The sequence below is a fragment of the Carnobacterium sp. genome (assembly GCF_040274945.1).
In the GTDB taxonomy this organism is placed as follows: Bacteria; Bacillota; Bacilli; order Lactobacillales; family Carnobacteriaceae; genus Carnobacterium_B.
Genome location: NZ_JBEMAR010000005.1, coordinates 90,845 through 103,428, shown reverse-complemented (window position 1 = coordinate 103,428; position 12,584 = coordinate 90,845). Strand labels below are relative to the sequence as shown.

Genomic DNA, 12,584 nt, shown 5'->3' with positions numbered 1-12,584 from the left:
TTTTATTTTTTCTTAGGTTTTTTCTTTTTAGCTACCTCTTTATAAAAAGGTTTGCCTTTCTTTTTGCTTGTTTCTTTTTCTTTAGGTTTATAAGATGAAAATTTCTCTTTTGAACCACTATCTTTTCCACGAGTTTGACTATTCCCTCTACCTCTGCCTTTTGTTGAACGTTTCGGCCCATCATATTTAGGTGCATCCGGATCTGGAACCAGTTCAAAATCGATTTCACGTGTTTCAGGATCTGCTTTTGTTATTTTCACTTTTACTTTTTGTCCAATACGGTAAACGACCCCAGTACGTTCTCCAACGAGCATCATTTGTTCTTCGATATAATTAAAGTAGTCGTCTTTCATATTTGAAATATGGACCAGACCTTCAACTGTATTCGGCAATTCAACGAACAAACCAAATTTCAACACCGAACCAATGATTCCTTCATAGATTTCGCCAACTTTATCAGCCATAAATTCAGTTTTCTTTAATGCATCCGTTTCTCTTTCAGCATCAACTGCACGACGTTCCGCTTTTGATGTTTGCTCAGCAATATCTGGTAAACGATTTTCCCATTTCGCTTTTTGAGCAGAACCTGTTCCTTTTTCACCATACGAACGAATCAAACGGTGTAGAATTAAGTCTGGATAACGACGAATTGGAGACGTAAAGTGCGAATAATATTCTGCTCCAAGTCCAAAGTGACCTAATGGTTCCACATCATATTTAGCTTGTTTCATGCTTCGTAACATCATTGTTGAAACAACTTGTTCTTCAGGCTTACCTTTAACACTATTAACAACTGTTTGTAATGTCTTAGGAGAAACATCTTGGCTGGTACCTTTAACAGTAATGCCAAATGCTGTAACAAATTCCATGAATTTTTGCATACGGTCACTATCCGGTTGTTCATGAATACGGTAAATTAACGGAACTTCCATTTTAGAGAAATGTTCAGATACCGTTTCATTCGCTGCCAACATAAAGGATTCAATCAAACGTTCACCAACACCACGTTCTCTTAATACAATATCTAATGGCTTGCCTTCAGGATCAACGATAATTTTGGCTTCTTTTGTATCAAAGTCAATCGCTCCACGAGATTTACGTTTTTTCTCAAGTGTATGATGCAGATTTTCCATTAATTCAAACATATCCACTAAATCACTATATTTTTCACGTGTTTCTGGATTTTTATCCGTTACTATTTCGTTTACTTCAGTATAAGTCATCCGTTCAGTTGTTCGTATCACACTTTGGAAAATATCTTGTCCGACAATTTCTCCATCTGGTGTCATTTCCATCACACAGCTCATCGTTAGACGGTCTACATGAGGGTTTAACGAACAGATTCCATTAGATAAACGTTGAGGAATCATTGGAATAACTCGATCGGTTAAGTATACGCTTGTTCCTCTTTCAAATGCATCTTTGTCTAAAGGACTGTCTTCTGTTACATAATAGGAAACATCTGCTATATGAACACCAAGTTGATAATTCCCGTTATCTAATAATTTCAAGCCTACAGCATCATCTAAGTCTTTTGCGTCTTCTCCATCGATCGTCACAAGAACTTCATCTCTTAAGTCACGACGTCCTTCAAGATCAGATTCTTTAATACTATCCGGTACTTCGTCTGCTTGTTGTATAGCCTCTGGCGAAAATTCAGTTGGAATGCCGTGTTTGTAAACGATGGTTAAAATGTCGATCCCTGGATCATTTATATGTCCTACAACTTTTTTAACGATTCCCTGCATACTTCTTGGAAATTCATCATCTGGATACAAGGTTATTTCTACGACAACAATAGAGCCGTCAACCGGTTTGATTCCTTCAGATTCAATAAAGACACGAATGTCTGTAATTTTTTTATCTTGAGGATCAAGGTAGCCATATAGACCCGTTTCTTCGATTCCTTCTTCACTGTACGCATAAAATTCCCCAACTAATTGAGTAAATTTACGTTCAATAATAGCATTTATCTTTCCTTCAGCACCTTTATCTGACCAAGGTTCCGCAGGTTTAATAATGTCTACTGTTACTTTATCTCCATCTAATGCATAATTTGTCATATTAGGTGGGATATAAATATCTTTTTCTTCATCTTCGATTGAAACAAAGCCAAAACCTCGATCGCTTGCTCTGAAAGTACCAGTTAAAACAGGATCATTACTTGGCAATTTAAAATGCCCTTTTTTATTTAAAAAGAGTTTACCTTCTCGTTCCATTTCAGCCAATGAACTGACAAGGACTTTAAAATCGGCTGCACTAGTCAAACCCATTCCCTCACTGATATCACTAACTTGAAACGAAACTTTCTTATGTTCTTTCATAAAAACTAAAATCGCTTCTTGTAATGCTTTTTTGTCGTTCATTTTTTATCCTCCATTCCAATCTAACTGTTTTAAAAAGTTGCTAACATCTTCTTGCAAGGCTTTTCTATCTACACCTACCGTTACCGCATGTTTGCTCTTTTCATACCAATGAAAATCGACTACGGAAGCTTGTGTTAATGCTTCTTTAAATGCGACTGCAACTTGTGGATCAATCATTTCATCTTGACCAGCTTGTGCAATAAAAATGGGCTGTGTGACCTCATTATAATGAGCCTTCATTGATTGTGTTAGTTCACTTATTTCGTTTAATTGGTTATCTAATTTTCGCTCTACTTCTGGCATACGGTTAGCTATATCTGTCTCAGAATAACCTGCCTTCTTTTTCAATATACGCACAAACGTTAAAAATTCTTCTCTCACGTTATTCGCTTTATGAAAATCAATCACTGGTGAGCAAAACGTGCCACCAGCTAGTACTGGTTCTTTGTCAACCACCATTTTTGTCGCTATGATTCCGCCTAAAGACAAGCCAAATACCGCAATTTCTTCGTAGCCATTTTCTTGTAAAAAATGGATAGCTTCCTTTGCATCTTCTATCCAATCTTTTGGTGATGCGTCTAAAATATCCTCTGGTTCCATTGTGCCATGCCCTTTGAATAACGGTGCATAAACGGTATAATTTTCTTTCTCCAGTGCTCTTCCCAACATTCGTACGTCATTCGGTGTACTAGAGTAGGCATGCATCAAAATAACAGCTTGAGGCCCCTTTTCAAAAAAAAATGATTTTATAGCCATTGGTATTCTCCTTCTTCTCTTTCCTGTAAGTCTTCATTCTACTATTTTACTGTATAATTGCCTTTTTTCATACTCAAACACTATGAAAGGTTATGAAAAGTATCTCGTTCTTCTAAAGAACTTGTAGATTTTTTTAGAAAAAAAAGCCACCTGAAGATTTCAGGTAGCTTAACTAAGTTCCTTAATTAATTGCTATATAAGCAAGAGCAAGTGCCAACGCAAAGAATAATGTTCCAAGTACTACTGTAGCACGTTGCAATACAGCCTCAAATCCGCGTGCTTTTTGTTTCCCAAATAATTGTTCAGCTCCGCCGGTGAATGCACTAGCAGCATTGCTGGTCTTTGTAGGTTGCATAGCAACTACAATGATAAGTAAAACTGATACAATTAGTTCAGCAATTAAAAGTGTATCGTACAATTTCATTGCCCTCCTGTCTACCGTTTCTTCTACCCCTAACTCTAACATAAAAGATAGTAAATTACTAGAAAATAAATGAACTTCTCAGCTTACTATTTCCTCATGTTTACTTACTTTCAAGATCATGAACAAATAATCCACTTAATAACTTCGGCTCGAACCAAGTCGATTTTGGAGGCAATACCTCTCCGCTATCTGCAACACGTATCAGTTCATCAATCGTCGTAGGGTACATAGAAAACGCTGCTGAAAACGATCCTTCATCTACAGCATCACTCAACGCTTGCATCCCTCGGATTCCACCAATGAAATCAATTCTTTTATCTGTGCGAATGTCTTCTATACCAAACAAAGGCGTCAATAGATACTCTTGTAAAAGAGAGACATCTAACCCTTGTACTGGATGAGTTGAAATAAATTCAGACCTTACCGTTAACTTATACCATTCGTCATTCACATACATCCCAATCGTCTTTGGTTGTTCAGGTTTGTAAGGAGACAGCACTTTTTCAACATCAAATTTTTCAGCTACTTTTTCTAAAAAATCCTCTTGAATCAGTCCTTTTACTACTCGGTTGTAATCCCAAATTGCCAATTGTGATTTAGGAAACAGTACAGCCAAGAAATAATTGAATTCTGCTTCATCTGGTGCATTTGGGTACGTCTCTTTCCTTTTTAATGCAACTTTCACAGCAGATTCAGTCCGATGGTGACCATCTGCAATATACAATTCCGCTACGTTTTGATCAAATAATTGTGTTAATTTATCCCTAGCAGCTTCTTGATCAATGACCCATACTGTATGTTCTACCGCATGAAAACTTGTGAAGTGATAAATTGGTTCATTTTCTGCTGCCCATTTTTTAATCAGTGCATCAATTGATTCTTGATCTCGATACGTTAAAAAAATCGGACTAGTATTTGCATCCGTCGCATCCACGTGTCGAATACGATCCACTTCTTTTTCTTCACGTGTAAATTCATGTTTTTTTATGTTCTTTTCCAGATAGTCCTCAATTGATGCGCAGACGACTAATCCCATTTGTGAGCGTCCATTCATTGTTAACTGATAAAGATAAAACTGCTCGGTATCCTCTTGGATCAACCAACCCTTTTGTAAAAAAGTCTTCAAATTCTCTGCGGCTTTTTGATACACTTGTTGCGCATATGGAGAACTTTCTTCCGCTAAATCAATTTCAGCTTTATCAATGTGTAAAAAAGACTTCTCTTTTTGATCTCCTATCAATCGTGCTTCTTTTGAATTCAAGACATCATAAGGAAGAGATGCTATTTCACTTGCATATTTTCCAGTTGGGCGAATAGCCTTAAACGGTTTAATTTTAACCATATTTCCTCCTACTTCCCATTTGTATTTTTGATTACGCGAACGCTTAATATGCCTTCGACACTACTAATTTTTTTAACGATCTCCGTCAATTTATCCTCAGAAACCGACTCCACATCAATCAATGTATAGGCATAGTCTCCTCGGCTTTTATTCATTATGTTTACAATATTTACGTCGTATTCTGCTAATCCAATCGACATTTGTGCTACCATATTGGTCACATTGAGATTGATAACAGCTAACCGGATTGGTGAATTGAGAACCATTTCTACACTTGGAAAATTAACAGAGTGAACAATATTGCCTGTTTCTAAAAAATACTTTAATGTTTTTGATGCCATTTTGGCACAATTGATTTCTGCCTCTTCTGTTGAAGCACCTAAATGCGGTAAAACAATTGCATTATCCATCTCAATTAAACGTTCATCAGCAAAGTCCGTTAAGTAGCTTTTCAATTTTCCTTTTTCAAGAGCAGCAATAACAGCTTCCACATCAACCAATTCTCCACGTGCAAAATTCAATAAAACAGCATCTTTTTTTACTAATAGTAATTTCTCAGCACTGATCATAGCTCTAGTTGAAGACATTAATGGTACATGAACAGTGATATAATCAGAAGTTGTCAGTACTTCCTCAATAGTTAACACTCTTTTGACCCGACTGGAAATGCTCCAAGCTGTATCAACTGAAACATATGGATCATAACCCACTACGTCCATCCCAAGACGGTAAGCATCGTTTGCTACCATTGCTCCAATTGATCCCAAACCTATAACGCCTAACTGTTTTCCAGCTAGTTCACTTCCAACAAACCGTTTCTTTTCTGCTTCAACTTTTTTTTCTACATCTGGACCTTTGAGTGTTTTGACCCATTCCACACCTTCAATGATCGGACGGACCGCTAAGAGTAAACTAGCTATGATCAATTCTTTTACCGCATTTGCATTGGCCCCGGGAGTATTGAAAACAACAATTCCTTTTTCAGAACATTCTTCTACTGGAATATTATTGGTTCCTGCTCCGGCACGGGCAATTGCTTTTAACTGACTAGGGAAAGTCATGCCATGCAAATTGTGGCTTCTTAATACTATCCCATCTGGATTATCCGTTTCATTTAATTGATAATTTTCTACTTCAAATTTTTTCAAACCTTCTTCAGCTATTGCATTATATGTTTTAATGGCGTACATGCTGTTACTTCCCTTCTACTTTCGTTTCAAATTCTTTCATAAGAGCTACCAATTCATTTACTCCTTCTATTGGAAAAGCATTGTATAAACTAGCTCGCATTCCACCTACAGAACGGTGTCCTTTTAAATTGATCATTCCTTGGCTTTCAGCTTGTTTGATAAACATTTTGTCTAGTTCAGCATTTCCCGTAACAAATGGAATATTGGTTAACGAACGGGAATTTTTAGAAACGGGCGAAAGAAACAGCTTTGAAGAATCAATGGCCTCGTAAAGTATAGCTGCCTTTTTCCGGTTTATCTTCTCAATTTCTGCAACACCGCCTAATTCTTTGAGCCATTCAAACATTAACTTAGCTGCATAAATAGCAAATGTCGGTGGAGTGTTGTACATGGAACCATTATCTGCTTGTATCTTGTAATCTAACATAGCAGGTAAGTTTTCTTTTAGTCCAATTAAATCTTCACGAACAATGACCACAGTCACACCTGCAGGCCCAATATTTTTTTGAGCCCCAGCATAAATCAATCCAAAGTCAGATACATCATAACTACTGGATAAAATATTAGAAGACATATCCGCAACAAGCGGCACTTCACCATAAGTCGGAACGTTGATAAAAGCTGTTCCTTCAATCGTATTGTTTGTTGTGATATGTACATAATCGTATTCTTTAGTTACTAAGGGAATTTCCGGATTTTCTGTAAAGTTATTTTCTTTTGAACTAGCAATGACTTCTACTGTTAATCCATCAACTTTCAGGGCTTCTTCTATAGCCTTTTCAGACCAACTTCCAGTATTGACATACGCTACTTTAGTTTTCCCTAAATTCATGGGCAGCATTGTAAATTGTAAACTTGCGCCACCTTGCAAAAATAATACTTTATAATTTGGCGGGATAGTCATGAGTTCCCGTAAAAGTGATTCTGCATCATTCATAATGGACTGGAATAAGGAGGATCGGTGACTCAATTCCATAACCGACATCCCACTGCCCTGATAGGACAATAAGTCTTCCTGTATCGTTTTTAATACGGATACCGGCATAATCGCCGGCCCTGCTGAAAAATTGTAAACTCGCTCCATTTTAATCCACTCCTAACAATTTCCTGATAACGCTAATTAAAATCTCATAAACATGATTTTAATTATACCAGTATTTTTTTATTTAAACAGCCATATTCCTATTTTTTATAAAGAAATAAACAAACGGACTAGGAAAAATCCCAGTCCGTTTGTTTGTTAAGTTAATTTAGTTGTTTCTTTCGAAATAGCTTTTTTTTAGCACTACACCATTCCTTCTTTTTTCAGTAGATCCATCATATAAACCTTATTATCTGTTACTACTTTACGAATCTCTAGACCGATTCCTTGCTCACTTAAATAATATAAGTCTTCAATATCTTGATGATTTACTGCAACTGCGTTTGTGATCATTTTTTTTCCATCTGAAAAACTCATTCCGCCTATATTAATGGAATCAAAACTGACTCCACCTTCTACTACTCTTCTGACATCACGCGGATTAGTAAACAGCAACATTGATTTAAACGTATTGAATGTAGGATCATCATAGATTGAAATCATTTTATCGATTGTAATCACATTAACATTCACACCCGGAGGAGCTGCTTGTTTTAACAACGTCTTTCGCAACATATCTTTTGCTACCACATCGCTAACAACTAAAATACGGTTTACTTTTGTTACTTTTGCCCATACAGTCACAACCTGACCATGAATCAGCCTGTCATCAATACGGACTAATCGGATTTCCATTGACATGGTACCTCATTCTCCTCATTATTTTTTTAATTGAACAATACATTACTCATTACTTCGTTAAATGGTTTCTTGATGTGCATCTACAATTTTAACAATGTAAAATAATTCTGATTCTGGAATCGTCATATTTAATCTTGATTCAAGCAATCCATTAGCTTCTTTAACCGATTGATAATAAATTGAGTCTTTGTTAATTGTTTCATCCGATTGACTCATCGGATCGCTGAACAATACTCGTTCAATCACGCCCGCCATATGCATCAGCAAACCAATTTGAACACTATTACTGAGTTTTTTATTTAATTCTTCTTCTATAATTTCTGTATAATCCCACAATATATTGATAAATTTCCGCGGATTAAGAAAGGTAAAGTAAGTAGCTAGGTACTCTTCACATAACTGCTTTGTATCCATTGACTCTGCATAACTTCCTTCAGCATATTGCTGATCCAAAATGACTTGCTTAACCTTTTCATCTCCTGAAGACTGGAACAATTCTTCCAATGATAGATGAGGAACATTTAATGCCGGTTTTGCTATTCCTGCTGTGGCTAACACTTGATAGTCTTGCGAAATTTTTTGAACTTCTTCTTCCATACCAATTAAAGAAATGGAAAAAATTTCAATGGTTTCATCAATAAAATCTTCCAACAAGCTTTCTACTCGTTCTTTGATACGCACGGCTGTCCCTTCGCCGGTTGAACAAATCGTAATAATAGCTTTCGGCTTATAGATCTCTTGTTGTTTTGATGTAGATAGAAAGACTGGTTTGTCTTCGGGAAGGTTGCTGTATCCTCTGAAATTTTTTAAAGACCAATAAATTTCATCTAATTGATTGTCCATAAAAGACGTCTTGCGTGCTGCTTCTAAGACAAGAGGCGTGGTTACCATATCTAGTGTTTTTACAGCAATATCTGTCTCACGCATCGCTTTTACGCCAAATGTTGTTAAAGAGCCCATATCGACTAATAAAAGTACGCCCTTGCCTTCATTAACATTTTGAATAGAGCTCAAAACCAATTTATAGGCTTGCTGAGGACTCATTTCCAAAGGCATATCTACAGCTTCAATATTCTTAACATCTAGTAATTTAGCCACAACTTGAACCATACTTGTCGCTGTCGAGCGTCCATGTGCAGCGACAACGATTCCCACATCACCTAAATTATTTTGTTCCTTTAAAGAGACCAGCAGCATGGTTAGATACCAGCATTCTACTTCTGGAACGTTAATTTGGTAGTTTTCTTTCATATGGTTTTTAATCAAGATAGCTACTTCATATTCATTTTGGTAATTCAAAATCAATTTATCTAATTCACTATTTTGTTTGATTTGAACAAAACCTTCTTTTGAACGTTTGATAAAAGAACTTAGATGCAAACTCATAGCGTATAAGAAATTTTGTTTGAAATGATAGCCTAAATGATCTTCCGCCATTTTCCAAATTTCTTTTGTTAGTGTAATTACTTCTTGCTCGACAATGTCTCTTAAATTGTGCTCATTATTAGGAATCAATTGATTGGTTTTATAAAATGATTTCAGATGAAGGTTAATGTCTGTTGTAATAAAATTTTCAATATCATCTTGGTTCAATCCTTCATCTTTGAGCATAACTGCCTTATCTCCAATAATTTCATATAAATTGAACGGCAATTCATACGTATCCTGCTCCAGCATATAGACAGAATCTTTAGGATGGATGATCATTCGTGGTTCAAGGTAATTACTGATTTCATTCAGTTCATCTCGATTTCTCGCAAGATTAACCAGCCCTTCTTGCAGCTCTCCCGTTAATAAATCCATGTTGATCAGCATTTCTTCATTGTTGTCCATGCTGTTCAAAAAGGCTTTGGCACATGCCAATTGAATACTTGATTTCAATTGACCGATATTTCCATAAGTAACGCTTCCCAGTAAAGCTTTAACCACATTTTCCTCGATAACGATTCGCTTATCAATACGGTTCGCTTCAATAGACAATAATAATTTGAGCAGTTGGATGCGTTCATTGGCTGGCCGCTCATTAAATGCTGGCAATTGAATGGTTACTGGAATACGTCGTACAAACGTCTTTAATAAAGCTGAACTTGGATCTTCAGTTGTTGCACAAATAATTCGAACGTTAGCTGAATACCTTTTTTCTGTTTCTCCCATTGGTTGAAATGTACCTGTATCCATAAAGTAAAATAACATTTCTTGTCCTTCTGGAGGCAATCGATGGATTTCATCTAAGAACAACATATTATTGTCTGATTTTAACAATAATCCTTCTTTTGCTTCTGTAGCTCCAGTATAAGCACCCTTAGTATGTCCAAATAAATGTGACATCAGCAACTGCGGATTTTGCGAATAATCTGCACAGTTAAAAATAATCAAGGAATGTTTCGATTCAATGATTCCTTTATCCTGAGAATACTGATACATAGCATTAGCAAAAAACGTTTTTCCTGATCCAGTCGGTCCGATAATCAGGCTGTTTAACCCTTTGGGTGGATAAAAAATGGCCGCTTTTGCTTGCTCCATTTGATTTTTCAAACTGCCATTTGACCCAATCATGTACTCAAATAGACTATGGTCATTTTTTCTAGCATCATTTGGTTTTTCTAATGTCAGTTTCTTTTTGATTAATGATTCATCTTTATAGGATTTTACAGGTTTAGATAAAGGTCTCCACTTTAAGCAACTGCTGTCAATATATCGCACAGGTCTTCCTTCAAGTTTCGCTATTTTCCCTTCACGAACTAGAAGATTTAATTCTTTGCTTACATTCGTGCGAACAATATTCAAAGCATCAGAAATTTCGCTAGTCGTTAGCCCTGATCCGAATTCTATTTCTTCACTAGTAAGTTTTTCCGTATGCTTTTTAACAAACTGATAAACTAAATCTTTTCTCTTCATTTAGTTACCTGCCTTCCTGTATTCTTAATCGCTTACATTCTATCACAAATAGACCAATTTGTATCATTAATTTTGATACAGTAAAATTTGTGTATCAAAATCGAAATTATTGTTCATTTTTTGTTCACTTCTAACATAAATTATTTGACGAATGATAAAGTGCTTAAAATGAAATCTCTTCTGGAATAGCAATTTTGCTTGTGGAGAGCCATGGGACCGCTTGAAGCCTGTAGTCTTCAGATCTTTCAAGCCTTAAACAAAGCATAGCCGCTGAAGCGCTAATGCTTTGTAATTCGCATTGAATCCTTTACACGGCTACAAGCAACCCTATTCCTCCAGAGATTATTTATAATCGACTTAACTAGACTCTAGCAGCTTTTAAAAATAAAAAAAACACTTCATTAGTTGCGTTGCCTCAACTAATGAAGTGTTTCTCTATTCAAGAATTTAGTTTAACTTAAATTCTTATTTGTTTTTTAGGTTGTAGAAAGCTTGTAAACCTTCGTATACAGCTAAGTCGCCTAATTGATCTTCGATACGTAACAATTGGTTGTATTTAGCAATACGGTCAGTACGGCTTAATGAACCAGTTTTGATTTGACCAGCGTTTGTAGCTACTGAGATATCAGCAATAGTTGAATCTTCAGTTTCACCAGAACGGTGAGAGATTACAGCAGTGTAACCAGCTTTTTTAGCCATTTCAATAGCATCAAATGTTTCTGTTAATGAACCAATTTGGTTAACTTTGATTAAGATTGAATTACCAATGTTTTCTGAAATACCTTTAGACAAGATTTCAGTGTTTGTAACGAATAAATCGTCACCAACTAATTGAACTTTGTCGCCTAAGCGTTCAGTCAATAGTTTCCAACCATCCCAGTCATTTTCATCCATACCGTCTTCGATAGAGATAATTGGGTATTTGTTTACTAATTCTTCCAAGTAATCTACTTGTTCAGCAGCAGTACGTTTAGCACCATTTTCGCCTTCGAATTTAGCGTAGTTGTAAATACCGTCTTCGTAAAATTCTGAAGAAGCACAGTCAAAACCTAGATAAACATCTTTACCTGGTTCAAGACCAACTTTTTTGATTGCTTCAAGAATAGTTTCTACTCCATCTTCAGTTCCGTCAAAACGAGGTGCAAATCCACCTTCATCCCCAACAGATGTTTCTAAACCACGAGATTTCAAGATTGATTTCAATGCGTGGAAAATTTCAGCTCCCCAACGTAATGCTTCTTTAAAAGTTGGAGCTCCAACTGGTAAGATCATGAACTCTTGGAATGCGATTGGAGCATCAGAGTGAGATCCACCATTGATGATGTTCATCATAGGAGTTGGCAATACTTTAGTATTGAAGCCTCCTAGGTATTGGTATAAAGGAACATCTAGGTAGTCAGCAGCAGCACGTGCTACAGCGATAGAAACACCTAAAATAGCGTTAGCGCCTAATTTAGCTTTGTTTGGAGTTCCGTCTAAATCGATCATTGTTTTGTCAATTGCCATTTGATCGCGAACGTCAAATCCAATAAGAGCTTCAGAGATAACGTTATTTACGTTTTCTACTGCTTTCAAAACACCTTTTCCAAGGTAACGACCATTGTCTTCGTCACGTAATTCATGTGCTTCATGTTCCCCAGTTGATGCACCAGATGGAACCATTCCACGGCCAAATGCTCCGCTTTCTGTGTAAACTTCTACTTCGATTGTTGGGTTACCGCGTGAGTCTAATACTTCACGAGCTAAAATATCTGTAATAAATGGCATTTAATTTCTCTCCTTTGAGTGTACAAAATTTTTAGTGCCAGGGCTTTGCCCATAGCTT

General features: G+C 36.3%; 9 protein-coding genes. All 9 read right to left on the bottom strand.

Going from position 1 to position 12,584, the window contains the following annotated elements; all coding sequences use genetic code 11:
* Positions 1 to 2: 2 nt before the first annotated feature.
* Positions 3 to 2,366 carry a ribonuclease R gene (gene rnr / locus ABS916_RS06720; RefSeq protein WP_350451152.1) on the bottom strand — a complete coding sequence of 788 codons (2,364 nt, stop codon included), beginning with the start codon at positions 2,364 to 2,366 and terminating at the stop codon, positions 3 to 5.
* Between the two features lie 3 nt (positions 2,367 to 2,369).
* A complete protein-coding gene (locus ABS916_RS06715) occupies positions 2,370 to 3,122 on the bottom strand; it encodes an alpha/beta hydrolase (RefSeq protein ID WP_350451151.1) in 753 nt (250 codons plus the stop codon).
* A gap of 181 nt (positions 3,123 to 3,303) precedes the next feature.
* Positions 3,304 to 3,540: a preprotein translocase subunit SecG gene (gene secG, locus ABS916_RS06710; RefSeq protein ID WP_035021456.1), complete on the bottom strand. Its 237-nt coding sequence runs from the start codon at positions 3,538 to 3,540 to the stop codon at positions 3,304 to 3,306.
* A gap of 106 nt (positions 3,541 to 3,646) precedes the next feature.
* A complete protein-coding gene (locus ABS916_RS06705; protein WP_350451150.1) occupies positions 3,647 to 4,888 on the bottom strand; it encodes a DUF1015 domain-containing protein in 1,242 nt (413 codons plus the stop codon).
* 8 nt (positions 4,889 to 4,896) lie between these two features.
* Positions 4,897 to 6,078, bottom strand: coding sequence for a 3-phosphoglycerate dehydrogenase family protein (locus ABS916_RS06700; RefSeq protein ID WP_350451149.1), 1,182 nt, complete (start codon positions 6,076 to 6,078; stop codon positions 4,897 to 4,899).
* A gap of 4 nt (positions 6,079 to 6,082) precedes the next feature.
* Positions 6,083 to 7,162: a 3-phosphoserine/phosphohydroxythreonine transaminase gene (gene serC / locus ABS916_RS06695; protein WP_350451148.1), complete on the bottom strand. Its 1,080-nt coding sequence runs from the start codon at positions 7,160 to 7,162 to the stop codon at positions 6,083 to 6,085.
* Positions 7,163 to 7,363: 201 nt separating this feature from the next.
* Positions 7,364 to 7,861 carry a mannose/fructose/sorbose PTS transporter subunit IIB gene (locus tag ABS916_RS06690; RefSeq protein ID WP_350451147.1) on the bottom strand — a complete coding sequence of 166 codons (498 nt, stop codon included), beginning with the start codon at positions 7,859 to 7,861 and terminating at the stop codon, positions 7,364 to 7,366.
* Positions 7,862 to 7,918: 57 nt separating this feature from the next.
* The gene (locus ABS916_RS06685; RefSeq protein ID WP_350451146.1) at positions 7,919 to 10,759 is read right to left on the bottom strand and encodes a sigma-54-dependent transcriptional regulator; all 2,841 of its coding nucleotides are present in this window, start codon (positions 10,757 to 10,759) and stop codon (positions 7,919 to 7,921) included.
* Between the two features lie 465 nt (positions 10,760 to 11,224).
* On the bottom strand, positions 11,225 to 12,526 hold the full coding sequence (gene eno, locus ABS916_RS06680; protein ID WP_350451145.1) for a phosphopyruvate hydratase: 1,302 nt from the start codon (positions 12,524 to 12,526) through the stop codon (positions 11,225 to 11,227).
* Between the last annotated feature and the right edge of the window lie 58 nt (positions 12,527 to 12,584).

Coding starts and splice junctions, on each gene's coding strand:
- serC (WP_350451148.1), bottom strand. CDS start 7,162: ATGGAGCGAGTTTACAATTTTTCAGCAGGGCCGGCGATTATGCCGGTA.
- ABS916_RS06685 (WP_350451146.1), bottom strand. CDS start 10,759: ATGAAGAGAAAAGATTTAGTTTATCAGTTTGTTAAAAAGCATACGGAA.
- rnr (WP_350451152.1), bottom strand. CDS start 2,366: ATGAACGACAAAAAAGCATTACAAGAAGCGATTTTAGTTTTTATGAAA.
- ABS916_RS06690 (WP_350451147.1), bottom strand. CDS start 7,861: ATGTCAATGGAAATCCGATTAGTCCGTATTGATGACAGGCTGATTCAT.
- eno (WP_350451145.1), bottom strand. CDS start 12,526: ATGCCATTTATTACAGATATTTTAGCTCGTGAAGTATTAGACTCACGC.
- ABS916_RS06700 (WP_350451149.1), bottom strand. CDS start 6,078: ATGTACGCCATTAAAACATATAATGCAATAGCTGAAGAAGGTTTGAAA.
- ABS916_RS06715 (WP_350451151.1), bottom strand. CDS start 3,122: ATGGCTATAAAATCATTTTTTTTTGAAAAGGGGCCTCAAGCTGTTATT.
- ABS916_RS06705 (WP_350451150.1), bottom strand. CDS start 4,888: ATGGTTAAAATTAAACCGTTTAAGGCTATTCGCCCAACTGGAAAATAT.